The sequence below is a fragment of the Pedobacter agri PB92 genome, from assembly GCF_000258495.1.
GTDB classification, from domain to species: Bacteria; Bacteroidota; Bacteroidia; order Sphingobacteriales; family Sphingobacteriaceae; genus Pedobacter; species Pedobacter agri.
Map to the genome: position 1 here is coordinate 1 of NZ_AJLG01000065.1, position 25,745 is coordinate 25,745.

The window sequence follows — 25,745 nt, forward strand, 5'->3', positions numbered from 1 at the left end:
AACGAAGTTCTCATAGATGTGGATATTACCATGATTGTTCAAACACTTCTTACAGCCATCCCTCATTATCCGCTGAAGAATCATATGCCGTTATTCCCTCGATTTCCAACGAACCACTACAAAAAAAATCTTTTAAATAGAATTTTGATCCCAATGGCCTTGTCAAAAATAAAATTGAGGTTAAATGAAATGATATGAAAAACGAAAATACCTTAAATTACTTTTTATTGTTCACTGATCTGCAATTTATGTTACACAAACTAAAGCAAAAAAAACATATAAGGATAGATTGCATATATTAGATTTTGCTGTACCTCCATTCTTAAAAAAGAAAAACATAAATTCTTTACTTACATTGTTTTTTTGAACACATTGCTTACGAGCAAAACACATCTAAAATACTCTTATGAAAAATAACAAAAAACAATCAGACTTCTTACTAGTTGATGAAACTATTGCTGGATCATATATTCGATTTAACTCAACAACTTAAATGGCGTTTCCAGAAAGGAATTCAGTTTGCACAAACGAGCTAAAGCAAATATTTATTAAATTAGCCAAGAGGTACTCACAAGAATGGAGAATTCACATTTTGTATTGTTCTATAAATCTTTTTATAACTACTTTTTAAAAAAGGATGGTTATAGTCGGATACTACCTTTTATCGCCTCAAGCGCTTGCGCGCTTTGTTATGTTTTTATAATTGGAACTTGTTTATCCCTTATATACATCTTTACGGATATTCGGATTAGACTGTCAATGCATAAGTCAATATCATTCATCGCATCATTCTTATTTTTCTATGTAGTGTATTTGATACATATGCGCATGTTCAAATTTCCGAGAGAAGGAGATAAGTCTGATCATTCATTTAGTATAAGCAACAGATCATATCATTTATCAATTAAGGTTTTCTTTGGAAGTTTTTTTTTATTTTACTCTACTTTAATTATTATGATAATATTCACTAACTAACTCTTCTCGTTATCGTGAGGATTATCCCAAGATTTATTATAGATCTTCTATTAACATGCTGACTTCTAACAGCAAAAATGCGCACTGAATACCCTAACCAATTGATTGGCCATTATTAAACCTTCAGATCTGGAAGTGGTATCTCTATTACTTAGTAAAATATCTACTGCGGTATATATCGCCTAAAATGAAAGAAAATTCTGGAGACTTTGCTGCACTTTTCAACGGCGCTTTGGTAATTTAGACGCATAAGCATAATCCCATGTTTAAGATCAATCCAGCTCTATAAATTATATTGACGAAAGTAACATTTTTAGCCTAAAATGTTTGTTTAGGCATTCAAATAAAACAGTTTATTGAATGATCTTTATATTTGTGGATGTTTATAAACAGTGCCTCCAAACATTCTATTTTAGGCCTGGATGATTTGGATCTTGAGATCCTGGGATTATTAGCTGAAGGTTTTACAAATGAAGAAATCGCTATCAGAGTGAACCTCAATCAAAATAAAGTATTAACGATTCGAAAAAAATGCTGATTAAAACCAAAAGCAAAAATACCGCGTCACTTGTTTCCCACGGTTTTAGATATGGAATTTAAAATAAGAGTGGTGGTTTCCGGTATTGGCTCGATTATGCGGATTGTAACGTCTTTATGATGTTGAACAATATACCTATGTATTCTATATTTTTAATTGTCGATCCCTTTATACTAGAGACAAATTTCAGAAGATCAGACTTACCTTTTCCGAAAAGTTTTATGAAAATCGAACAGAACTCAAAATTAAAACAACTCTATCTTATAGAGGTTGGTGACTATGTATTATACGCGCATGGAAATAATGGTATCGTTTCAAAGGTGGATATTTCTAAATTCAGGAACATTGTCCAATTCATCTTTCGGCTAAGAGAGGACAAGAAAATCCAGGTTACAAAAAGACAAGAGTCTTATATCAAAGAAGCGGATAGGTTGAAACTAAAAAAGCCTTCAAATTCTTGAAGGCTTTCTAACCAAACTAAGTATGTATATCAAAAGGTAAATGATAGTATTAGAACCAATATCTTTTCAGATTGTTTATAGATATTTTCATTTTTAATTCCTTCGCTTCCTGCTGGCGTAAAACTGTGTTTCGAATTCGGCAATGTTTTCTTCCCTTGATTTCCCGGCAAAGCTTTTTAGCTGTTCTTCCCTGACATAGGATTGTTTGTTAAGCAAACCTTTTACAAATATCACCACGGATCATCCTCACCGGCATTTCTTAAACGTGCCTGAAGTTTAGCATCCTAGTTTTCTACCGCCTGAGCAACCGAGCTGCCCCGTCCAACTACGCATTGGTGCACATCATCAGGCTGTACGCAAACGAACCCAGGCGATTCTGCATACACTTCCCCTCCGAGTAATTTTGGTAATCCATCGAGTACTATATCTATGCGTTTTCGGCGAGGCATTAATTCTTATGTTGTGCGATGTAATCTGCAATAGCTTTTCGGGAAGATGATCCACAGTCTTTTGCATACTGCCTGTATTCGCTAACCGATACGCCTGCCTGTTGTGCTGCATAACTCACTTCGTTTGGATCGTTCAAATCTACTTTAGCATCGTCACGACCATCCTGTTTTCTTTTATCATCCATACCTAAAAAACATGAGGGAATACTCATTTGTTTTATATCCATTCTCTGGGGTCCCAGAACAATCTACTAAAATCCACGATACTTGAATTCCTGGTCTTAATTCCTTCGTTAGCCAAAAGTTCTTCCATGCTGTATTCTCCAGTAAAATGATGCCTTCCTGTTAATTGGCCATTTCAGTTAACCACCCGATGAGCCGGAATGTCGCGATGGGTCAGATGGGAATGGTTCATTGCGATGCCGACGAGCCGTGATGAGCCGGCAGTGCCTAAGCATTTAGCAATTGCCCCGTAAGTTGTAACCCGTCCTGAACCGTTTTTAATAAATTGACGTTTAGATTACCTTGGAAATTTTCGATTTTAGCTTATTGAGTAGATTATATAAAGTTCAAACAATCTTTCTGCCTCGATATTATCTAATAAATATCTTTAAGATGTGTCTCTCTATTTAATCAGCAAATTATCTCTATCTATTTTCCGAATTTTTCGACAAATTCCTTTAAAGCTTTAACCATTATAGGGTTATTAACTTGTTTGTTATTTCCTTCGTTGTCAGTAATTGTTATTTTTTTTGTTAGACCTACATCTATCAATCTATTATATTCAAACTGCAATGCATCAGCAATCCCTTTAATATCTCTGTTTTGGGAAGTTAATAAATCTTTATTGTCGACTTCCAAAATTTGGCCTATTTCATCAATTCTATTCAAACTAGGTTGTACAATATTAGAATTCCACTTACTTAATGTTGTGTCATCAATATCCAATACAAGGGCAAGTGTTGCAACTCGTAATTTTGTCGTTTTTAATTGACCTTTTATATTATTTAACTTCTTCAATATAATTTATAAAAAATTTGATTATAACTCCAGTTTTACTTATATTTGATTAATAATTAGTTTGATAGCGATAATAGTAGCATGATCATAAGCATGCCAAATTACGGTGTCACTCATAACAGAAAACCGCTAATTTTCCCTATGAGATGATCGTGAGCTCGCTTTCTATTGGATTTTGTATCTTTGTGATATTATCCAATAGGGCGGGTCTCATTCAGTTTTGGGGAACTTAACTTCGGTTAAGCATGGTTCTTAGCGGTACCTCTGTCAAAGCTTTGAGGCTCGCCCTATTGGTTTACTGCTATTTTGGTTGTTTACCTGCTTTGCTGAGTTACATCGTTAACATAAATATTTAAGTTTATGAGAACGAAAAAATTAATCACCGCCAGTTACCGACACCTTCAGGAGGTATGTTATGGCTATTCCTTTAAACTTCTTATAAAGAACGTTATCTGTTCGCCATCGTAGTGCGTGCCGGAATTTCCAAGTTAAAAAATTGCCCAAAATGAGCAGGGGCCAGTGTGATTAGAGAGCACACAAAGTCCCCGCGGGTTAAATTAGCTTGGTACCAGCCCTTTATTGCTTTTAGGCAATAAGGTACAGTACATTGGTTATTCGCACTTCCAAGGTAGCTAAACTTTTCCTAAAAACAAATACGGTTTGCCGTGTCCATATGATTTTTTATGTGGAAGGGGCTGGTTTTTGCCTGTTTTTTTTTAACACCAAATATAAACCAGTAGAAACCATGAGCTTAAATGACCGCTATCCATTCGATAGGATTTACGCTTTAAAGCCCAAGAATCCCGTTTGATTAATTCCAATCAGGGCAGGTAACCTAAAATGGTTAAATGAGAATAGGTTCTTTAATAATGGCCTGCCCTGTCTTTTTTCTTTTTACCAAACCAACTAACTGAATTCATGAAAAAATCAAACATTACCATCTTAAAGCTTTTACTATGGCCGCTCATCCAAAGCTTATTTATAACACTTTCCTTATGTGCCTTGACAACACTTATAGTTTGCCTTTGCTGCGGTAAGGTGTTCGCACAGGACAAATACCCGGTGTCACTATCAGTTGGGGATAAGGTTCCTTCACTAATCTGGAGAGAGCAGCTAACGGCTGTATCAGTTATTGGTGAAAACACAATATCGCTAGCAGACTTTAAGGATAAAGCCATCATCCTCGATTTTTGGACCTCCTGGTGTGCGCCTTGTCTCAAAAACATGCCTATACTTGATAGCATTCACCGCGAAAATAATAGAGATTTAAAAGTCATCATGATGAATGCCAGTATAAGTAGGACTGGCTATGATAAAGAGCAGAAATTTATCAGACAGTTTTTAACGGATCATCAAAACTTCTTTAGTCCGCTAACACTAAGGAGTGACTTATACCGGAAATATTTTTATTTCCGCGTAGTTCCCCACTACGTGTGGATCGGTGCTGACGGCAAGGTCAAAGCCCTGACCGACCACACCCAGTTTAGCAAAGAAAATATTTCGAGATTCATCTCCGGTAAGTCTTTATCATTAACGCCTAAGACCCAATAGCCATGAGATCAACAAACGCTGGTATTTATACCAAAAGATGGAATATCCTGCTGATAACAACAGGTTTACTTTTGATGCTCTTATCGGTCCTGAGTGTTTCAGCACAGCAGGGTGGCCAATCAATAGTAAAAGGCAGTATTGAAATGGCTGATTCAACTATTGTTGTTAATATCTCTACCAAGTACAATGGAAGTACCCGCCCTGGTGCCAATGGCAGATTTTCCATTGCAATCAAGCGTTTACCCGATACCCTTACCATTTCTGCTTTGGGATATAAAAGGCAGGTCTTTGCCATTCTGACTGGAAAAGAGTCGTTTAATATCAGCATGAACGCCGCTGCTTTCGAGCTGGCGGATGTAGAGATAAATACGGGCTATCAGTTACAGAAGGCCAATGAAATCAATGGTAGCGTTTCTGTGATTTCTTCCGCTCAGCTTAATGCGAGGGGAGGCTCCAATATTTTAGAGCGCCTGTTAGGCCAGTCTTCAGGCATTGTAAATAATGTAGGTAAGAGCATTGGAAACGTGATGAATAAAACTGGCCTGAGTGTTCGCGGCCTTGGAACTTTTAACGGTCCGCTGGATCCACTGATAGTTTTGGATGGGTTCATCTATGAAGGGGACATCAATAACATCAACCCCAATGACATCGAACAGGTCTCCATTTTAAAAGATGCCTCAGCTGCTTCCATATGGGGGGCGAGGGCAGGTAACGGCGTAATCGTGCTCACCAGTAAAAAAGGAAAATTTAATCAAAAGCTTGAAGTTAATTTCGCAGGGTCGTTCCTGGTCAGGTCACTGCCGGATTTATATCTCCAGCCCAACATGTCTTCATCAGATTACATTGACTTTGAAAAGTCTTTATTTGACAGGGGATACTATGATTCCAGGATTTCAAGCACCCCTTATCTTGCGCTTTCTCCTGCTGTGGAGTTATTCCTGAAACGCCGCTCAGGAACCATTACTGCCTCGCAAGCTGACGCTGCCATTTCAGCACTTAAGCAAACCGATAGCCGTAAGTCTTACCTGGATGAGTTTTACAGAAACGCCATTACCGCTCAATACAGCTTTGGAATCACCGGCGGATCACAAAACGCATCCTACCTGCTTTCAGCAAGTTTTGACAATACCCGCAGCGAAACTTATGTCGCTTCAGATAAAATCAATATCAATTTCTCAAATACTATCCGCCTTAATGACAGGCTGAGTTTAAATACAAAAGTTTATTTTACGACGCTTAATTCAGCATCAGGACGCCCAAGCTATGGATCCCTTAACACCGGGGGAAGAGATGTACCTTATTTATCTTTCCGAAATGCCGATGGCTCCCCTGCTTCCCTGGATTTGACTTACAGGTCAGTTTATACCGATACCGCCGGGACAGGAAAATTCCTGGACTGGAAATATTATCCGGCAACAGATTATCAGCATAGTATTTCTAAAACCAGCAGGGAGGAAATATTCTTTAGTGGCGCACTTTCCTATAAAATACTAAGTTTTCTGAATGCAACCGTTGCTTATCAATATCAGCGGCAGAATGATAAAATCAATTCTACCAGCGATGAATTCAGTTACGCAGCCCGCAATGCGGTGAATTCGTTCAGCCGCTTAAACCGTACTACAGGTATTGTAACTTACAATATCCCTCAGGGGGGGACAAACTTTTTAAATCAGATTTGGTCTAGTAGCTATACACTGCGTGGACAGCTGGACCTCGATAAGCGTTTCGGTAGGCATAAAATTAATGCCATCGCCGGACTGGAAATGAGAGATAATCATGCCCAAAGTAACGCCACTATACGTTATGGATATTACGCTGACCCCCTTAGTTATACGGATGTTGACTTTGTAAATTATTATGAGCATCCAATTACCTCAAATTTAACTAAAATATTATCCGGCAACGCACTGGATAATACCCAATACCGTTTTATCAGCAGATATGCCAATGCATCCTATACCTATTGGGATAAGTATTCGCTATCAGCCAGTGTCCGCTCAGATGGCTCAAACATATTCGGTGCCAGTACAAATGATAAATGGAAACCGCTCTGGTCTGCAGGACTGGGTTGGCTGGTATCGGGCGAAGACTTTTATAAGGTAGACTGGATGCCCAGACTGAAGCTTAAGGCCAGCTTTGGATATAGTGGAAATGTTGACGTTACCCGGACGGCATCTGCTATTGGCGCATATAGCGTAAACAATACCTCCTTATTACCTTATACCAGAATTGCCTCCATCAATAATCCCAGTCTTCGCTGGGAGCAGCTCTCGCAGCTCAGCATAGGCGCAGACTTCAGTTTTAAAAATGATAGGCTGACGGGCACAGTATCCTATTTTAGTAAACGGGGTTCTGATTTATATGGACCAGCATTATATGATTATACCGCATGGGGAGGATCCAGCACGCTCATCAGAAATGTCGCCGATATGAAGGGTTCAGGGTTTGAAGCGGATTTGCATAGCATCAATCTCATTGCAGGAAGCTTCACCTGGACAACAGACCTGTTTTTTAATTATAATCAGTCTAAAACCGTAAAATATTATAGTCCAGGTAACTCGGGACTGTTTACCTTAATAGGTGGCAGCAATACCATCACCCCGGTGGTTGGTCTGCCGCTGTATGCAGTGGCAGCCTACAGGTGGGCAGGTCTGGACAACTCGGGAAATCCAATGGGGTATCTGAACGGACAGCCAAGTATAGATTATAACGCCATAGTGCGGGAAGCAAACACCACAGGGACGAACCTCACCTTCATTGGTTCTGCAGTACCCCTTTATTACGGCTCATTTATCAACACCTTCAGGCTTAAGCAATTTAGCCTTTCGGTAAATTTTTCTTACAAGGCAGGATACTATGCCCGCAGGGAGGGTATATCCTATGCATCGCTGGTACTAAATGGGAGGGGGAATGGTGATTACCAGGCGAGGTGGCAGAAGCCCGGTGATGAACAATCCACCAACGTGCCCTCATTTACCTATCCGGTAAATGCTGCCAGGGATGGAATTTATACCAATTCGGAGATTAATATCATCAAAGCAGATAACATCAGACTTGATTACCTGAACCTCAATTATAAATTCAGTGGAAAGTTGCGCAGTCTGGGGCTGAAAAATATAGAGTGTTATGCAGGTCTACAGAACTTAGGGATCATCTGGAAGGCCAGCAGGGAAAGAATCGATCCCGATTATGTTAGTTCTCTTACCCCACCGAAGTATTTGTTGTTCGGACTTCGTGGAGGCTTTTAAACCCAAAAACCAATCGCTATGAAAAATTACTTTAGTAAACTATTGCTTGTGTTGTGCATTTTTGCTTGCTGTGGCTGCAAAAAATACCTGGAGCTCAAATCAAATTCAAAACTTGTCACCCCTCATAACCTTAAGGATATTCAAGGCATTTTGGATGACGGGGAAAAAATAAATCTAAGGACGACGCCTGCACTGGGGGAATCCTCGGCAGATGATTATTTTATATTGCCTGCAAGCTATGGCACATTGTCACTGTTCACCCAATCCCTTTACCGATGGGCTCCCGAGGACATCCGATGGGGTAATGACTGGAATCTGGCATACCAGGCCATATTTAATGCCAACCTATCCCTGGAGCTTTTGCAAAAAGTTGAGCGGAATTCCTCGAATGCACAAAGCTGGGATAATGTTAAAGGTTCTGCTTTATTTTACCGCTCCTTCCATTTTTTAAACCTGGTTATACAGTACGGCAAAGTTTATAATGAATCTACCGCAGAAAGGGATATGGGTATAGTTCTTCGGACGGCATCGGATTTCAACATTCCCTCAACCAGGAGTACTGTTCGGGAAACCTTTGTTCAGCTAATCTCAGACCTGGAGGCCAGCATCCCTTTACTCCCTGATTATCCGCTGCACAAAATGAGGCCTTCAAAGGGTGCCGTACATGCGCTGCTTGCCCGTGCATATTTATACATGGGCAAATATGAGCTGGCTAGGATAGCTGCGAATGAGGCTTTAAAATTCAACCAGACTTTGATGGACTACAATGCTGATCCGTCGATAGTACCTGCCAGCACCTCCGTCTCGGTTCGCAAACTCAATTCGGAAACCATTTTTTATGCAGAACAGGGTTTGTCCACAATTGCGCATGGGATTACCCGTGCCCGCATTGATACAAACCTGATGGCTTCCTACCTTCCTGCTGACCTGAGAAGAAATGTGTTTTTTAATTTTATATCTGGATACGCGCAGTTCAAAGGCAGTTACACCGGAAGCTCTGGAATATTCTTTTCCGGCCTTGCTACTGACGAGCTCTACCTTATACGCGCAGAGTCAAACGCCTATGTCGGGGAAGTGGATATGGCAATGAATGATTTGAACGAATTGCTTAAAAAAAGGTGGAATAAGTCAGTACCTTTTTCGCCAATAACGGCTTCTACGAAAGCTGAAGCATTGGAAAAAGTAAGGACAGAGCGGAGGAAAGAATTGCTTATGCGTGGCTTAAGATGGATGGACCTTAAACGTTATAATAGGGAAGGTGCAAATATTACAATCTATCGAAAGATAAACGGGCAGCTGATCACCCTGCAACCAAATGCTGCATATTACGCGCTGCCAATTCCAAATGACATTATAGAACAATCCGGAATTCCACAGAATTAATAAGCAATGTGGGGGTGGTATTGATTATTTCAAACTTATCAAAACAGGGGAAAGCGGTTTTGCTTTCCCCATGTCTGGACCTATTCAGCTCTGTTCAGGATAACATTGGTGTTATCTGCCGAACCAGATACGTAGACATCACTTGGATTCGGACCCGCAGTAATGTTGGCACTGGTTTTAAGCGTAGGATTAGCGCTGCTTGGATTATCCACAAAAGTGCTTTCGATCTGAATTGCACAGGCGGCATAGTTTCCTTCCGGACAGCTTTCCTCACCGTACACCCAGTTGCTTTCTGTTTCCACATCTGCCCTGGTCATTGGTTGAGGGCCATCATAATGGAAGGTGAGCTTTGCCCGCTTTTCATTCATGGCGTTTGAGGGAGTAAAAGCGCTTTGTGTAATGAATAAGCCGAACCCGAATACAAGGGCTGCAAGGCTTAAAATATGTTTTCTTAACATATAATTTTCTGCTTTGTTACGGTTGAAAAAGCAGATGAAAAAGTTTAGTTTAAAATTATAGGTTGCGCGCTGCAAACTGGATAAACAGCAGCGGCCAAAATTCTTCCGGGTTTATCATCCGTGAACTTGATTTATCTCTGCTGTGCCTGGCTACCTCCTTTCCTTTGAATGTAAATGAGACAGTAAACATTTATTACAATAAACATCAGGTTAAACCAGAAATGCATTTTCCAGCTCATGGTAGAAATTAGCCCGCCACAGCTGCATGGGGTTTTTGGGAAAAAATGCGATAATACAAGAATAATGTAGATGGTGAAACTTAGTAGCAGCAATAGGGACAACACTAAGCCTGAAAATCTTTTGCCAAGGATCAATAGCAGCATGGTAATCGTTTCCAATGCGGGTACGGTGTAGGTGATCATCAGTTTTATTGAGTGATTAAAAGGCATCTGCTGCATCTGATTTTGAAAAAGCCTCAGATCAGCAAACTTTGCAATGACGGTATAAAACCATAATGATATCAGTAGGAACAAACCAATGTTATTGGCAAATCTGCAAGGAGGACTGCTTTTAATTCGGCACCTTTTGAAAGTTTTTATCGAAATGTCGGATGGAGTTTCCATAGCTTTATCTGATTGCAGATTAAAGTTCGGGACTCATCCAAAGTAAGTCTATACCTGCATTTGGTAATTTTTAATCGCTTTTTATGACGTGCTGAATATGAATTTCATGACTCGGTATAGCCGGATTTAATTTTGGTTTTTACTTGCGGCGGTAGTATTGTTTTATCTTGTATAGATATTTAGCCTGAATATTCAGCAAAGATGCAAGTATATTATGTATGGGTAGGTGCACGAGCTTTGGATGGCTTTGCATGAAATAGAGATACCTATCCGCTGCATGGGTTATTCTAAGCATCAGTTCCCGCTCTTTTGACTGGTGAAGGCCTTGCTCATAAATCTCAAGTAAGATCCGGTAGACCACAGGATTCTCGCGGCCTAATTCATCAGCTTTATTCAGGTTCAATGCATAACCTGTGCTGTGCTCTAAAAAGCTGATATACTCAATTGAATCCGCGTCATGGAAATAGCCTGCTGATGGTAAAATGAAACCCTCTTCGAGTATCCATGCCGTATGTTGATTGTCCCCGGAATCAAAATAGCCTCTTGCAAGGCCTTTTTCAATATAATACAAAACAGGGAAAGAATATTCAGGGGTGCTCAAAAGCAATCCTTTTTCAAAGCTTTTAGGTATAAATGCATGTATTAGCTCCTCCAGGTGATGTGGTTCTGCCATACGCATATTCTTTAACGTTTCAATCAGATTTTCCTTCATGAGATATATGTTGAATGCTTATTTCTTTTTTTACCTGGCGACACCGCTCGCTCGGAAGTGATGCAATAAACGGATTCAAAAACAAAGTCCTGGATTTTAAACAGGCCGCCAGATTTAATCGAAATCAAATTTTCCAATTTACTCCTCGAGCTGAATAACATTATCGCTTTTTACTTTGAAATGCCTATGCTAATTTAACTTAAGTTTGTTTGGCAGTACTGGTCAGAAAAATACCTATTTTGAAATATTTAAGGTTCTTTAATATTTTTAGCATTGATCATAAAGTGCACACTGCGCTTTACCCTATTACGAACTATTCGGAATGGAAAGGTAGTGTTCTCATATTAACGGTTATAAGTCTATACACCTATAGATATAGTCGCAGTAGATAATTTTGAGGCTGAATTAATTTTTCAGCTCCTTCAAGTCTGTAAAGGTCGAATTCAGGTGGGACCGGGATTATCAGGAGATTTCTGTGAAATTAAAGCGGTATTTTTTTCAATACTACCCGAGCTCCACTTTCCTATCAAAATGCCATAGTTACAACTACTCAGAAATCATTGCAATATCCAAGTCAGTAATGGCATAGAGGTGTCCCGGTATTTATTTGATCCACTCCAAATCGTTATCATTTATCCTTAAGGTTTTTCTTCCCTGTGTTCTTACCTGGATAACGCAATTTTTTGAGCGTACTCATTGACATACCCAGGTAGGAGGCAATGTCCTTCAGACTTGCCTGGCCAAACAAAGATGGGTCGTTTTTGCTTACCTGTTCATAACGCTGGAAAGCATTACAGTGCTGAACAAGTTCCAGATGTTTAGCGACCGATATAATTATCGATTCCAGGATTTGTTTCCTGATCCGATCAAATTCAGGAAATAACAGGCTGAGTTGCTGCAGATCAAATGGAGAAATGCTGATCATTCGGCACCTTGATGTGGTTGTAAGGGAATACTCCCAGGAATCAGTGATATAAGAATCATGCAATGAGACAATTACCTCGTTGGTTTTGAAAAACCATACCGTTACTTGGCCAAAATTGTCATCCGAGTTTAATCGACTTACCTTAACTGCACCCTTGGCAATAAACCACATTTGGTTTGTAGCTTCAACACCCGTCTGCAAGACATGGTTTTTTTCGTAGGTAATTTCTTTGATGCACCCCGAGAGGTATCTGCATAGCCCTTCTGACAGGGGATAAAAGTTTTTAAAATAAGCCAGTAATAATTCTAAATCAGCCATTGTTAGCGCGTTATGATAAGTAAATCCTGCCGGTTCCGGGATAATCGACCATGACCTTTCCGGCAGGATTTCTCTGTTAGTTGCTTTGATAACTGATCTTGAAGATCAGAGAATAGGCAAGTGAATACCCATCTTCGCTACTAAACCTTCCTTTTTGAACTTTGTCAAGGTCTATCAGTTTTCCGCGGTCACCGGGTTCATCTTTTCCAGTAACTAAGGGCTGCTCTTCCTTTATCAAAATAATTGGAAGCCTGCCTGTGATAAAGAAATTTACTTCTGCTGCTGCAATTGCGATAAAAGCGTTGTCAATGCTTTCCAGGTAAGCAAGCTGAGTGGTGGTTAACTCGAAATTTTCGCTGAGCCATAAACGAAAATTTGCAGATGCGGCTGCAGCTTCCTGCCGCAATTGCGCTTGTGGGAGGGCATAAATCTGAGATAGCAGATCCTGTACCCCTTGAGGACTGAATGGTAATTTTTCCATGATGTTTAGGTTAAATGAGTTGCCTTTTGTAAGGCTGGTAGCCCAAATTTAGGAGCCCCAAATGTCAAATAAAACGGTATAGTCGGTTCGGAATTTCAAACAGACCTTCTTAACTCCTTACCAGACCATCTTTCTATTTGAGCGGACCTGCAATGATTTCTTTACACGTTCTTTTAGCTACTAATTAGCCTTTTTTTTTATTTATTCCTATTTTGTGTACTTATCTATGACGATCCTCGAAAATGAATGCAGACGAACGAATTCCAAGAAATCCTTATTTTTCAGTATACTTTAGAATGCTAATGGCATTAATGGTTGCCAATTACATCATTCTTGATGGACAGGTTAAGCCAATCATTCAGGTCATTCAACAGAAAAACTTCTATGTCACCCTGGTCTTCAGTTTCACTATTGCCATGTTTCTTTTGGAATCCCTGCATCATATTACCCTCTTGCTCGATAAAAGACTTGCATGGAAATACGCTCCAGTAAGAAGGTTGCTCCTGCAAATCGTTCTTGGCGTCATCATGCTATTATATATCGATATATGGTTAGTCAAAGGGTTTTTTTACCTTTTTAATTATGATTTTGAAGATAGCGGATACATGCTGATAGAATTTCCTAAGGTAAAGTGGTTGTTAATGGTCATGAACTTTTTGTACTGGCTTGAAGCTACATCGCCCGGAACTTTAAGTTTGAGCCGTTTTCTTTCAACTAAAAATCCCTCAGGAGATGAATATGCAGCAGGAGAGGAAGAGGAGCTCATTAATAAGGTGAATAAAGTTGAAGCGCTGAGAGGAAGACTGGGGAATAAAATCGAAATTATCCAATTTGATAAGATTGCCTGCCTCAAATGCGAATCGCTTACCGGATATATTTACCTCAAAGATAACAGCATCTTTAATATGGATTATAAAATGAATGACCTGGAACAGATTCTGGATCCGCAGCGTTTTTTCCGTACCAACCGTGGGGTTATATATGCTTTTGATGTCATAGAACATCACCGCAGGGAGCGCAAAGAAGGTTTACTCAGTCTGTATAGCGGAATCAATCCTCATGCGACGAGAATCATTAGCCGGGACCGCTATATGGATTTCAAATATAAGTTTTCACTGTTTCGCTCTGGTGGAAACGGTAAAAACACCATTGTTTCACAGTAGCTCAAATTATTTGGGAAATGTAAATGAAATTTTTATTTTAGCGTTATCGATCATGCCTTCCGGGTTAAGTTAAATCATTGTATGCGGTATTCTGTGAATGCCGGCTAAGTCTGCCAACCACTTTTACTGTATTCGATGAGATTCGTTCACCTCTGGATTTTAGTTCATGAAAAAGATCGATACCTTAATAGAACTTCTTTATAAGATCTATCTCATTATTCGTAACCTACATTTATCCTTTCCATCCTCCAATAATGCAGTAGAAAACCTCATGACCCGTCAGCAGGTTAAGGATTTTCTTGGCATCAGCGAGAGCACATATAAAAGAAAAGTCAAGGACGGCACACTCAGGCCAATTAAAATGCCTGGTGGGGACCGGTATTTCAGGAACGAACTTTTAACAGAGTTTGAAGAGAGTAAAAGACGAGGCAGAATCTGAGCCCATTCATAATTAATTTATTTTTATGGAATCGAAAAACATTTATTCTGAGTCTTTTTCCAACCGGGAACGCCATTTTTTTATTGATATGAAACGTACCGCTAAAGGAAATTTATATCTAAAAATCACCAGAAGCGATCAATCTGTAGATGGCAGCTATAACAGGAGTTCTATCATAATCTTCGAAGAAGATTTTGAATGCTTTATTACATCATTGTCTTCGGTGTTTCACCACACCATGTTTTCTTAAAGATCACATCTTCTAACTGAAGGATTATTGATCAGCCCGCTCATCATTTACCACCTGCCTTGCATTGGTAAATGTTGAGCTTTTCTGGGCTATTTTAGTCCTTTGCCTAATAGCCCGTTTACATCTCCATATGGCCTTCAGAGTCGAAAAATGGGCCTTTGGGATAGTCCATAACGGATTAAATCAGTCCATTATGGTTCATTCCAGCTCAAAAGTTCCTTTCAGCTATTCCCCGGCTTAAGTTTGAACATCAAAAAATGCAACAGTATTCGCTAAGTGGTTATAAATGCAGCGAACTGGATTATACTAATCCATGATTCGCAGCGCAATTTTGCTAATAGTCGGATATACTTAAGTTGCTGCTCTTTGACGTACTGGAACGAAGCATTATTCCATGGAAAGTGGAAAATCCTGTGAAGTTGAGATGATATCAATATACGAACGCACAGGGGCAGGGGAAATCCCGGTTTGTAGAAACTGACGTGAGTAGTTCCGAAATATTATAGATGTAAGTGTCCAATGTTTTGGGGCGCTAATTTGAAAAGGGCGCAGGCCCTTTTTTCTTTTCCAAACTATTAATCCTAAAAAATATGTCAGATTTTCTAAATGTAAATGAAATTAAGGAAAAGGTTTCCTTATTAACTCTACTTGGCAATCTAGGGTTTATGCCACAGAAGGTTTCCGGTAATGAGCATTTTTTCCTGAGTATGCTTAGAGAAGAATATACCGCATCCCTGTGTGTAAATGAAAAGCTTGGGGTATGGTTTGACCATGGGGGCGCCGGTGTATCAGGTATTAAGAGCGGCAGTGTCATTGACTTTGGACTCGCTTACTGGTATCCCGCTACCTTTCACGAAGTACTCCATAAAATTGTTGAACATGCGAATGTCGCGATAGACAATTCCAGAGATTTCAAGGGTCAGGTTCCGTTGCGGAACCACACTTCCAGAGAAGCCAGTTATGAGATCAATTTAGTTTCTGAATTGATCGCCCACAATGGTCTTAAGTCTTATTTATTATCTCGCGGGGTAGATAAAGTGGCTGCCGGCTTTTTGTACCAGATCGACTACATGGTATTGGATAATAAAAATAAACAAAGGGATTTTTCTGCCTCTGGGTGGCCTAATGAAAATGGCGGCTGGGAAGTGCGAAATAAATATTTTAAAGGTTGTTTAGGTCATAAGGGAATGAGTTATTTCCCGGGATCTGCATATAAGCTGGCCGTTTTTGAAGGCTGCTATGACTTTTTAAGCTGGAAAATTGAAAATAGAAATGATCCAGCTTCTGTGCTGGTCTTGAATTCACTTTCCTTTCTTTCTTCTGCTATCGCCCGGGCCAAGCAATTTGCCTGCAGTGAAATCTATTTTGATAATGATAAAGCAGGAATCGCTGGAGCGAAAGCATTTACCACAGAGGTCTCCGGGAGTATTGACTGTTCCTTTAAGTATGATGCATTTAAAGATTATAATGAAAAAATAGTCTTTTCAATAAAGTCTTCAAAAATAGCATTGGATAAACCAGTCTCATTAAATTTAGGCAATGGTTTGGAAAGATAATATATATAGCTATTGCAGTATGCCCATAAAAATATAAACGCATAGAAATATTTCTACATATGCCCATAATCATATCGCTGAATAGCTTACTTGATAAATATCAGCATGTCTGTATGGCCCGATAGGTAAAGATCAGGCTATTTACATATCGAATGAATTGCATTAACAACTATCGAATTTGTTATATATCCAGCTAAATGTTAATAAGAACCAAATCCTTACATCAGTAGTTAATCGCAGCCCTTCAATTTCTTTTTTAGCCGTAAAATAATCAGGAACTATTTTGCGTACAACTGAATACTTAAAATCCGCATCTGACATGTTCCAACCCTTTCGTTTTTTAACCTGCAAGTTGTGTTTTTGTTACACAATAACCCTTCAACTTGCCCGCCTTTTTTTGCCAGGTTTGGCGGCGGGATGAAAAAAACTCGCAACTCGTTTTCTTTTTGGAGGATCAAATTAATGTTTATGAGCGCAGAAAAAACCAACGGGAGACCATTCAAGCTTGAGGGTAAAAGAATAAAGCATATCAAAGCAAGGGTAACTGAGGATGAGTATAATATAGTCAAAAGTCAATGGAAATTCCTTTCGCTGAAGGAAAGCGATTACGTGCGGTTGATGGTTTTCAAGCCTGGTTCGTTAAAGGTCAAAGTGAATACGCATCAGGTGATAGGCTTACTTGATCGTCTGGGAGCTGAACTCGGCCGGTCAGGAAATAATATCAATCAACTTGCCAGGCATGCTAATTTTTTAAATAAGCGTGGAATGCTAAATGCAGAAACTGTAGTCAGGTTCAATGAACTTTTTTCAGGATATATCCAACATTTCAGGGAAATAGAAAAAGAGCTCAGAACGCTTTTGCGCCGGCTGAGCGGGTCACCATGATCGTTAAAATCCTCCAAAAATCCAAAACGTTCAGGGCAGTCAGATATAATACCAATAAAGTTGAAAAGGATACAGGTGAGCTTTTAAAAGTTTCGGGATTTGAAGCGTTATCCGGATTTTCTCAGTTGAAACCTCAGGACTATATCAACTATCTATCCTCAATCGCAGCGTTGAACAAAAGGGTTGTGTATCCACAGTTTCATGCCATGATTTCTTCAAAGGGAAGAGCTGCGGATAAACAAAGCCTGGTGGTGTTGGCAGAGAAATGGTTATCTGGGATGGGCTATGGCCATCAGCCCTACATGCTTATTTTTCATAATGACACCGAAAACAATCACATCCACATGGTTTCCTCAAGAGTTGATAAACAGGGAAATAAAATTTCTGACGCTTTCGAAAGAATTCGTGCTTACCGCGTGCTGAACCAGCTGATGGAAAAGGATGAAAAAAAACTGGCAGCTGAAGCAGTGAGTGAAGCAATGGAATATCGGTTTTCGACAGCAGCACAGTATCTAATGATTCTGGAAACTAAGGGATATTCAGTAAAATTGGTAGGTAATACCTATAGGCTAGCAAAATTCGGTGAGCTGGTTGCAGACGTGGACACCGCAAAGATCAATAGCAGTTTAGCTGGGATGGGCTTTTCTGAAGATCGGAAGCTTCAGCTGAGAAAGATTTTTGAAAAGTACAGGCCATTAACCAATGCTAACCTTTTACCAGTGTTGGAAAAACATTCAGGCGGTGCACATGGAAAAATATTGGGATACTCCTCTGAATTAAGCGAGAGACTTTCTGCTGATTTTGGACTTGGACTTGAATTTGTTTTTCATTTTAAGGATCACAAAAGTCCATACGGTTACACCGTTATTGACCATGCTAAAAAAAATGTTTTCAAGGGAGGGGAAATTATGGCCCTAGCGAAATTTGCGGTGGATCTTTCCACAGCACCTCATCAGTCGCTGTCATCCATAGCCTCTAATATCCCGTTCCAACCTGGACATTTTCCTGAAGAGAATATGCTGCTGGAAGTTTTGCCACATCTGGTTAATGAGGATTTTAATTCCGGATTGGTGGAAGATAGTTATACCGGAGACTTCGATTTCGGGTTTGATATTGCGGACGATATTGATGATGAACAGATTAATGGTAGAAACCGCAAAAAGCAAAAGAAAACAGGAATAAATACACGTTAAATTTTTTTGATATGGTTATATTAATGGGCAACCAAAAAGGGGGTGCGGGTAAAAGCACGCTTTGCCTGCTGCTGGCATATTATCTTTCCACAATAAAAAAGGCGAAAGTTACCGTGCTGGACATGGATTATCAGGCATCAGTTTCAGGTAAGTTTGAAAAGGCAAAGATTTTGGAGAATGAACCTATTTACGAGGTTATCGCATCCGACCTCAAGTATTATCCGGCTTTATTTGAGCTGCTGACACAAAACGCTGAAGAATTTGTACTTATCGATTTACCCGGCAAAATGGATGATGATTTATTAATTCCAATAATCAGCTCTGCAGAACTGATAATCTGCCCATTCAATTATGATGAGTTTTCAGTAGACAGCACAGTTCTTTTTTCACTGGTCTGCAAGGAGATTAATAAGGTTTCGCCAATTGTGTATGTACCTAACCGGATCAAGACCACAGTGAAATATGAAACCAAGGAAGAGGTAGATAGGGTATTGAGCAGTTTTGGTAACGTATCTCCTAACATTTCGGATAGGGTAGATTTTCAACGTGTAGGAACAGTTCATATTCCAGCAGTACTCATTCCGGTTTTTATGCCTGCCCTGGATTTTATATTCAATACTTATATGAGCAAAGGAGCTTCATCATGAGTCAGATAAAATCATTAGCCGAGCAATTAAAGTATAAACTTGAAGAACAGAGAGGAGTAGACGTGACTAAGGATGCTGACGATTTGCCAGCTCATCAAGTAATGGAAAAACCTGAGCGCGAAGTCACGGCTACAGAGGCTAAAAGGATAGCAGCATTTCTTTCAATGCTTCAGGATTTCAATATGGATGGACAGGAAAAAATGCTGATCCGCTTAGATAAGCGCACTGTGGCGCAATTAAAGCAGCTCAAGGTCGCAACAAATATCGATATGACCAGGGTAATTGCATTTGCACTGCACCATTTTTTAAAGTCTTATCCCTGGTTAAATAACTATATATCCCAAACCCTAAAACAAATGGCCCATGAGCTGGATTAACTTTTTAACGGTAATTTTTATCATTTACCTGGTTTACTATTGCCTGAATCTATTCTTTGATTTATTTCTTTCTCCGCGCGTTTCAGTCGGAGATCCCTCTGAGGATGAAATGTTTTTTACTGAAACCCATACTCCTGAACTGATTACCGCCATTAAGAAAGATGAGCCTCTTATAGAGGAGGGAGAAAAAGAAAAACCCATAGCTTATTTCCCTAGTGCACCCATTAATGCAAGTGGAGCGATTAGTCTAAAACAGCTTTTTTCTCTTGCAAAAAATAACCTTATTGAGCATACCCGTGCAATACCCTATTAACCTTCTGATGAAGATTCTAATAGAGTTTATTAAGGGTATGATAATCGCTGTTAGCTTACTTGCCGACTTTTCTGCTGCCCAGCCAGGTATCTCCGAATTCTATTCAGTCTCTTCCGAGGTCCACCGGTGGTATTTTTCACTTTCTGATCTGGTATTGGTGATTGGCGCAATTTCTGGAATCCTTGGTGGGCTTAGGGTTTACGCTAACTGGCAGACAGGTAAGCATCACATCGATGCCCAGGTAATGGGCTGGTTTTTTTCCTGCATCTTTTTGTCCGTTATGGGCATTTTTCTTCGGGGGCTTTTCGGGCTCTGATATTTATAATTTAATTTTTCAATTTTTTTTATGACAATAAAAAGTAAAAAACTTTTTGTGCTGGCTATGCTATTGAGCGTAGTTCAAAGCGGATTTTCACAGACCGGAGGCGGTACGACAGGCATCAATGCGGCAACTTCTTCGCTGACCGCATATATAGATCCCGTTTCTACATTAACGCTGGCTATTGGCGCGGTGGTGGGAATAATCGGAGGCGTACGCGTTTACATTAAATGGAATTCCGGTGACCAGGATATCAATAAAGAGATTATGGGCTGGGGAGGATCCTGCCTGTTTTTGGTGCTGGTATCTGTTGTCATCAAGGCGTTCTTTGGCGTGTAGGAATTTATGCGGACGTATCCAGTTTATAAGGGGCTACAGAAGCCCCTTGTTTATCGCGGCTTCAAGGGCAAGTTTATTGCCTATGGTATCTCTTCGCTTGGCCTGGGATTGGTGCTGGGAGGATTTGGCGGAGCGCTCATAAATATGTACTTCGGTGGACTTCTAACCCTTGGCGTTATTACCGGAGGCTTATTATACACTTTTTCCAAACAGAAATCCGGGTTGCACGATAAGACCAGATCCGGAAAAATACACATCCACAAAATTTATTTAAGAAGAGGTTATGGGAAAATCGGAGTTTAAATTGCCCTATGCCGGGATTGAGGAAACCAGCGGGCTGAACATTCTTTATGGCGAGGCCGGTGACTTCTCGGTGATTCTTTCTATTGAAAACCCGGTGCTTATCTTTTCTGCCGACCCGGCCGCTTATCAGGGCTTTCATCATTTGCTGCTGAACGTCATCAAGATTTTAGGAGAGGGATACATCATTCAAAAGCAGGATGTTTTCGCAAAAAAGAAATTTATAAGTAAGCCTAAAACTGAGCCCTTGCAGCAGAAGTACGATGAACACTTCTTAGGCAGGGAATATATCGAGCACAGCACATATCTGGTTATCACGCGTCAGGTGAAGCGAAATGCCCTATACGTCTATGACAAAAAAGCCTTGATGGATTTTATATCCAATATTACAAAGGTCAGTGAACTACTCAAAGGTGCATCATTATCGCCAGCTCTATTGGACCGCTCTTCCATCGAGCACTACGTATCACGTGTAATGGCGATGAATTTCTCTTCAGAGCATTTTTCGTTAAATAATTTTAGGCCCGCTGATAATGGAATTGGCATCGGCGTGAATTCGGTCAGGTGCATGAGTCTGGTCAACATCGATTCCATTGATATGCCAGAAGCCATTGGCCCATATTTATTGGCCAATGATGGGAAGGGACTGGAAGAGTTTCCTATGGACAATCTTTCCTTTCTCTCTTCTGTTCCAGATGCTGAGACCCTAATTTATAATCAGCTTTTGGAAATTCCACCCCAAGGGATAACGCTGAATAAACTCAAGCTCAAACGCAAAAGACATTCGGGCATTCCGGATCCTGCAAACCAGATGTGCGTGGAGGATATTGATAAACTTCTCATCGATGTGGCAAGGGAAAACCAGCTTCTAGCAAATGTACATTATTCAATCATTGTCTGCTCACAGACAGCAAATATTGAGACCAGCTGCAACTATATCGAAGCAAATCTTTTTAAGCAGGGGATCATCCCATCAAAAAATGCTTATAATCAGATGGAGCTTTTCAGGTGCGCCTTGCCGGGGAATGCAGTTGAGCTTAAAAAGTATGATTGGTTTCTAACCACTGCCGATGCTGCACTCTGCCTGTTTTATAAGGAAAGGCTGATGAGGGATGAACCTTCGAAATTTTTGATCCGGTTCACCGACCGCAGGGGAATCCCGGTTGGAATTGATCCTGCAGACCTGCCAATGGATAATGGCAGGATTACCAACCGCTCCAAGTTCGTTTTGGGTAGTTCTGGAACAGGGAAATCCTTTTTCATGAATTCCCTGCTGGAACAGTATATGCTTTACAACTATGATGTGGTGATTGTAGATGTCGGGCATTCTTATTCCGGGCTTTGCAACTATTTCGGGGGGAAGTACTATACTTACACCGAGCAGAACCCGATTACCATGAATCCTTTCATGATTTCGGAAAAAGAATACAACCGGGAGAAAAAGGATTTCCTGAAAACCCTTATCGGATTGCTTTTAAAGGGCGCTGACGGCAGTGTATCGCAGATTGAGGATACCGTTTTTTCAAATGTAATTTCAGCCTACTACGCTGACTTTTTTTCGGGGGACCAGAATGCCGGGCTATCTTTAAGTTTTGACTCTTTTTATCATTATTCCCTAGAGAAGATTGCCAGGATCAAGGAAGATGAAAAGGTCTCCTTCGATTTGGATGAGTACCGGTATGTACTCCGCAAGTTTTGCATTGGGGGAGAATATGGCAGACTGCTTAATGAAAATACGAGTGCATCTAATTTCTCTGAACGTTTTATTGTCTACGAAATCGATTCAATTAAAGAAAATAAGGTGCTTTTTCCTATCGTTACCCTGGTGATAATGGATCTGGTTCTGCAAAAAATGAGGCACCGTACAGGTCAAAGAAAATCGCTCATTTTAGAGGAGGCGTGGAAGGCAATTGCCTCACCACTAATGGCAAACTACATTCTATATCTCTATAAAACCATGAGAAAATTCTGGGGCGAACCTATTGTTGTCACGCAGGAACTTGGAGACATCTTAGGAAATGCAGTTATCAAGGATTCCATCCTGGCCAGTTCAGATACCATCTGTTTACTTGACCAGTCTAAGTTTCGACGTAATTATGAACAGGTGGCGAAATTGCTCTCCTTAGATGAGGTAGAACAGCGAAAAATATTCACCATCAATGCGCTGGATAATAAGTCTGGTAGAGGAAAATTTAAGGAAGTTTACATCAAGCGGGGCAATACTGGAGAAGTTTATGGTGTAGAAGTTTCGCTGTTCCAGTACCTCACTTTTACCACGGAAAAGCCTGAAAAGACAGCCGTAGAATCTTATGTGGCAAGATACGGATCTTATCCCGCCGGGCTTGAAGCTTTCGTTTCAGACCTCAGATCCAGTGGCTGTGACCTTGCTGGTTTCGTAAGGCAGGTAAATGCCGAATAATCACAATTTAAACCATTTTTTATGCCGAAGATAATCATCTATTTCTTGTTTGGCCTTTCCATCCAATTTGCCTCCGCGCAGATTTATGTTGACCCGACTACGGCCGCGGCGACTGCCGCACACGCGGGGGTAATGAACAGCGGGCTTTCTAAAACCAGTGATAACCTCACCCTTGTTCAAAGGGCACAGCTTGCCGTCACCGGACAACTCGGTATTGTAAATGATTTGCAGTCCACCATTTACAGAGGGCTGTCAGAAGTTTCAGGGGTGATGCGTTCGCTGCTTTCGGTGAAGGATATCTATGAGATCTCCCAAGATATCGTCATTGACGTAAATAAGGCTGTAAATATTGCCTCTTCGGATCCCGTCCTAATTCTTTTTGCCGAAGGTGGTGCCAGGGAATTCAAGGCCAGATCCATCAATCTGGCTGCAGAGGTCAGTGCCTTTGTTTTAAAGGAGGGAAGGGATGCATTGATGGATTCCGGGGAACGGGCAAAGCTGCTCAATAAAATTGTGGTAGAGCTTACTATTCTTCGCGGTGTTGCTTACGGAATGTACAGAACGATGTATTGGGCGAAGCAGCGCGGAATCCTAAACTCGCTGAATCCATACGCCGGGTATATTAATATAGATAAACGAATAGCAGAAGATATCATCAGGAATTCCAAATCCTTGAAACAATGAAAAATGGACTTTTTTTTATCCTGATGACCTGTTTTTTTCATGCTCGGGCTCAGCTGAATGTCGAACTTTTACATCAACTGGTAGGGGATAGCAAGTCCGAACATGGAAAACAGAGCGATGCCAGAGACAAGCAGGCTGTAACATTTTCGAACGAGGAAACCAATAAAGCCCTGATGGCCAGGTTAAAGGATAAGTACAGGCAAATCCACTCCCGATTTAAAACAGTCAGTCTCGCAATTAGTGCGGCCCAAATTGGATTTGAGGCTTATCCACTCCTGGATGATATTGCCAAAAGTCAGGAAAAAATCTACAAGATGTGCAGGGATGATGCGGCCCTTTTGGTTTTGGCCATTCACTCAGAAGCCGATATGGGTGAGCGGGCTTACGCGTTACTGAATTTTTTATATGCACTGAGCCTTTCTCTTGAGGATATCAACCAGATGAAACCCAGTGATCGTAAGCTGCTGTTTTCCCATGTGCTCACAGAGCTGAAAGGTATTGCAGGAGCATCCAGGGGTTTAGCTACATCGCTACAATATTCTTCAAGGAATAAGATGTCCAGTGGACTAAACCCGTTTTCCGGGTTCATCAATACCGATAAAAAACTAGTCAACGATATCTTAAATAAATCCCGGCAACTCAAATACTGATTGTATGAAAATAATTTTTGCATGTCTTGTTATTGTTGTATTTCAGTTGAAAACACAAGCGCAGCGGGTGGTATTTGACCGCGGACATTTTAATATAGTGAATGAAAATGGCGCGGTCAGGGTGGCTGCCGAGAACACTTATCACAGTTATTTAACTACCATCAATAACAGGCTTTCGGATATCAATATAAATCTATCTGCAGTAGTGACCGTGCAGTCCATAATCCTTTATTCGCTTACTCAGGTTGATCAAGGGCTGAAAAGCGCCATAGCGGTCAGGCAGATCGGATCCCTGGCATCAGAGATTGCTATGGAAAGCAGCGAAATGATTGAAATAGTCAAATCCGATCCGCATCTGCTACTCTTCGCCGAAGATGTGTCCCGTCAGCTAAAAGGTAGGGGAATCAACCTGTTTTCCGAAGTTTCAGCTTTTGTATTAAAGGAGGGAGAAAATGTGCTAATGGATTTTGAAAAGCGTGACGCGCTGCTTAAAAAAATAGCGCATGAACTTCGGGTAATCAGGGCTTTAGTATTCAGCATGAAAAAATCGATGTACTGGGCCAAGGCAAACGGCGTTCTTCGTTCACTGAATCCTTTTCAGGGATTTATCAATCGGGACCTGCGTTTAGGCAATGACATCTTATATAAGTCAAGATTGTTGAAACAATGAAATTAACATGACTTGCTTAAGCCCACAATTGCATTTAATATCATGTTTCCGCCATCAATTTAAAAATAATATATTAACGATGAAAAAATCACATTTGTTGCTATTTCTATGCCTCTTGGCAATGACCTGTATTGGTCAGAAAAAGATAACCGACAAACACATCACCCATCAGCAGGAACGAATGGTGTTCAAGCAGTGGGATGCGGACAAGTTTACGCCAAAAGCTGGATTTTTGGGACTTAATCCGCAGTACTGGATAACCTGGGCGCTCCATCCGAATTATCCCAAGACAGATCTAAGGCCACTTGGTCCTGTAGGGCCGCAAACTCAGCGGCTCCTTTTTGCTGCAGCCATGCAAAATTCAGACAATAGCTATAAAGTCCATGCTGATACTCTGCG

28 protein-coding genes and 1 pseudogene are annotated in these 25,745 nt (G+C 40.5%); 20 read left to right on the forward strand and 9 right to left on the reverse strand.

Annotated features, from left to right (window positions below):
• Positions 1–198: hypothetical protein (locus tag ON09_RS26020; protein WP_010601143.1), on the forward strand; the 198-nt coding region annotated here is incomplete at its 5' end.
• A 2,060-nt stretch (positions 199–2,258) separates the two neighbouring features.
• Here ON09_RS26020 and ON09_RS26025 read toward each other — a convergent pair.
• From ON09_RS26025 to ON09_RS11145, 4 genes are all read right to left on the reverse strand, one after another.
• A complete protein-coding gene (locus tag ON09_RS26025; RefSeq protein WP_238533656.1) occupies positions 2,259–2,423 on the reverse strand; it encodes a hypothetical protein in 165 nt (54 codons plus the stop codon).
• Entirely contained in the window at positions 2,423–2,635 is a 213-nt protein-coding gene (locus ON09_RS11140; protein ID WP_010601146.1) for a DUF3606 domain-containing protein, read from the reverse strand. Before ON09_RS11140 ends, ON09_RS26025 begins: the two co-directional genes overlap by 1 nt.
• A 146-nt stretch (positions 2,636–2,781) precedes the next feature.
• Positions 2,782–2,928 carry an MGMT family protein gene (locus tag ON09_RS26650; RefSeq protein WP_316927794.1) on the reverse strand — a complete coding sequence of 49 codons (147 nt, stop codon included), beginning with the start codon at positions 2,926–2,928 and terminating at the stop codon, positions 2,782–2,784.
• Positions 2,929–3,074: 146 nt separating this feature from the next.
• Positions 3,075–3,443: a transcriptional regulator gene (locus ON09_RS11145; RefSeq protein WP_010601147.1), complete on the reverse strand. Its 369-nt coding sequence runs from the start codon at positions 3,441–3,443 to the stop codon at positions 3,075–3,077.
• A gap of 1,038 nt (positions 3,444–4,481) precedes the next feature.
• Here ON09_RS11145 and ON09_RS24820 point away from each other — a divergent pair.
• The 3 genes from ON09_RS24820 to ON09_RS24250 are packed head-to-tail and all read left to right on the forward strand — an operon-like array spanning position 4,482 to position 9,625.
• Positions 4,482–4,994, forward strand: a complete 513-nt coding sequence (locus ON09_RS24820) for a TlpA family protein disulfide reductase (protein ID WP_157258930.1) — start codon at positions 4,482–4,484, stop codon at positions 4,992–4,994.
• Between the two features lie 2 nt (positions 4,995–4,996).
• A complete protein-coding gene (locus ON09_RS11160; protein WP_010601150.1) occupies positions 4,997–8,242 on the forward strand; it encodes a SusC/RagA family TonB-linked outer membrane protein in 3,246 nt (1,081 codons plus the stop codon).
• Positions 8,243–8,260: 18 nt separating this feature from the next.
• Complete coding sequence (locus ON09_RS24250) at positions 8,261–9,625, forward strand: RagB/SusD family nutrient uptake outer membrane protein (RefSeq protein ID WP_010601151.1); 1,365 nt, start codon at positions 8,261–8,263, stop codon at positions 9,623–9,625.
• An 80-nt stretch (positions 9,626–9,705) separates the two neighbouring features.
• Here ON09_RS24250 and ON09_RS11170 read toward each other — a convergent pair whose 3' ends face one another.
• From ON09_RS11170 to ON09_RS11190, 5 genes are all read right to left on the reverse strand, one after another.
• Positions 9,706–10,083, reverse strand: a complete 378-nt coding sequence (locus ON09_RS11170) for a hypothetical protein (protein WP_010601152.1) — start codon at positions 10,081–10,083, stop codon at positions 9,706–9,708.
• A gap of 131 nt (positions 10,084–10,214) precedes the next feature.
• Positions 10,215–10,706, reverse strand: coding sequence for a MauE/DoxX family redox-associated membrane protein (locus ON09_RS26835; protein WP_010601153.1), 492 nt, complete (start codon positions 10,704–10,706; stop codon positions 10,215–10,217).
• A gap of 139 nt (positions 10,707–10,845) precedes the next feature.
• Entirely contained in the window at positions 10,846–11,418 is a 573-nt protein-coding gene (locus tag ON09_RS11180; protein ID WP_010601154.1) for a Crp/Fnr family transcriptional regulator, read from the reverse strand.
• 628 nt (positions 11,419–12,046) lie between these two features.
• On the reverse strand, positions 12,047–12,661 hold the full coding sequence (locus ON09_RS11185) for a Crp/Fnr family transcriptional regulator (protein ID WP_010601155.1): 615 nt from the start codon (positions 12,659–12,661) through the stop codon (positions 12,047–12,049).
• Between the two features lie 76 nt (positions 12,662–12,737).
• Positions 12,738–13,142, reverse strand: a complete 405-nt coding sequence (locus ON09_RS11190; RefSeq protein WP_010601156.1) for a hypothetical protein — start codon at positions 13,140–13,142, stop codon at positions 12,738–12,740.
• Between the two features lie 242 nt (positions 13,143–13,384).
• On the opposite strand from ON09_RS11190, the gene ON09_RS11195 reads away from it, so the two are divergent.
• The 16 genes and pseudogenes from ON09_RS11195 to ON09_RS11275 form a co-directional block, all read left to right on the forward strand.
• Positions 13,385–14,305: a LytTR family DNA-binding domain-containing protein gene (locus ON09_RS11195; RefSeq protein ID WP_010601157.1), complete on the forward strand. Its 921-nt coding sequence runs from the start codon at positions 13,385–13,387 to the stop codon at positions 14,303–14,305.
• Positions 14,306–14,471: 166 nt separating this feature from the next.
• Positions 14,472–14,744: a helix-turn-helix transcriptional regulator gene (locus tag ON09_RS11200; protein ID WP_010601158.1), complete on the forward strand. Its 273-nt coding sequence runs from the start codon at positions 14,472–14,474 to the stop codon at positions 14,742–14,744.
• A 25-nt stretch (positions 14,745–14,769) separates the two neighbouring features.
• A complete protein-coding gene (locus ON09_RS26840; RefSeq protein WP_010601159.1) occupies positions 14,770–14,994 on the forward strand; it encodes a DUF3276 family protein in 225 nt (74 codons plus the stop codon).
• Between the two features lie 590 nt (positions 14,995–15,584).
• Positions 15,585–16,550, forward strand: a complete 966-nt coding sequence (locus ON09_RS11210; RefSeq protein ID WP_010601160.1) for a toprim domain-containing protein — start codon at positions 15,585–15,587, stop codon at positions 16,548–16,550.
• A 468-nt stretch (positions 16,551–17,018) separates the two neighbouring features.
• Positions 17,019–17,435, forward strand: coding sequence for a plasmid mobilization protein (locus ON09_RS11215; protein WP_029204285.1), 417 nt, complete (start codon positions 17,019–17,021; stop codon positions 17,433–17,435).
• Positions 17,432–18,628 carry a relaxase/mobilization nuclease domain-containing protein gene (locus ON09_RS11220; protein WP_010601163.1) on the forward strand — a complete coding sequence of 399 codons (1,197 nt, stop codon included), beginning with the start codon at positions 17,432–17,434 and terminating at the stop codon, positions 18,626–18,628. Before ON09_RS11215 ends, ON09_RS11220 begins: the two co-directional genes overlap by 4 nt.
• 11 nt (positions 18,629–18,639) lie before the next feature.
• Positions 18,640–19,275, forward strand: coding sequence for a ParA family protein (locus ON09_RS11225; RefSeq protein WP_010601164.1), 636 nt, complete (start codon positions 18,640–18,642; stop codon positions 19,273–19,275).
• Positions 19,272–19,652: a hypothetical protein gene (locus ON09_RS11230; protein ID WP_010601165.1), complete on the forward strand. Its 381-nt coding sequence runs from the start codon at positions 19,272–19,274 to the stop codon at positions 19,650–19,652. Before ON09_RS11225 ends, ON09_RS11230 begins: the two co-directional genes overlap by 4 nt.
• Positions 19,639–19,965, forward strand: a complete 327-nt coding sequence (locus ON09_RS11235) for a hypothetical protein (RefSeq protein WP_010601166.1) — start codon at positions 19,639–19,641, stop codon at positions 19,963–19,965. The genes ON09_RS11230 and ON09_RS11235 overlap by 14 nt, the downstream gene beginning before the upstream one ends.
• Positions 19,966–19,972: 7 nt before the next feature.
• Positions 19,973–20,281 carry a DUF4134 family protein gene (locus ON09_RS11240; protein ID WP_039842250.1) on the forward strand — a complete coding sequence of 103 codons (309 nt, stop codon included), beginning with the start codon at positions 19,973–19,975 and terminating at the stop codon, positions 20,279–20,281.
• A 30-nt stretch (positions 20,282–20,311) separates the two neighbouring features.
• Positions 20,312–20,623 (forward strand): DUF4134 domain-containing protein, encoded by a 312-nt coding sequence (locus ON09_RS11245; protein ID WP_010601168.1) that lies wholly within the window; start codon positions 20,312–20,314, stop codon positions 20,621–20,623.
• Between the two features lie 283 nt (positions 20,624–20,906).
• On the forward strand, positions 20,907–23,342 hold the full coding sequence (locus ON09_RS11255) for a TraG family conjugative transposon ATPase (RefSeq protein WP_010601170.1): 2,436 nt from the start codon (positions 20,907–20,909) through the stop codon (positions 23,340–23,342).
• A gap of 21 nt (positions 23,343–23,363) precedes the next feature.
• A complete protein-coding gene (locus ON09_RS11260) occupies positions 23,364–24,026 on the forward strand; it encodes a hypothetical protein (protein ID WP_010601171.1) in 663 nt (220 codons plus the stop codon).
• Complete coding sequence (locus tag ON09_RS11265) at positions 24,023–24,676, forward strand: hypothetical protein (protein WP_010601172.1); 654 nt, start codon at positions 24,023–24,025, stop codon at positions 24,674–24,676. The genes ON09_RS11260 and ON09_RS11265 overlap by 4 nt, the downstream gene beginning before the upstream one ends.
• Before the next feature lie 4 nt (positions 24,677–24,680).
• The gene (locus tag ON09_RS11270) at positions 24,681–25,346 is read left to right on the forward strand and encodes a hypothetical protein (RefSeq protein WP_010601173.1); all 666 of its coding nucleotides are present in this window, start codon (positions 24,681–24,683) and stop codon (positions 25,344–25,346) included.
• Positions 25,347–25,425: 79 nt separating this feature from the next.
• A pseudogene (locus ON09_RS11275) lies at positions 25,426–25,745 on the forward strand (hypothetical protein); the annotation flags it as partial.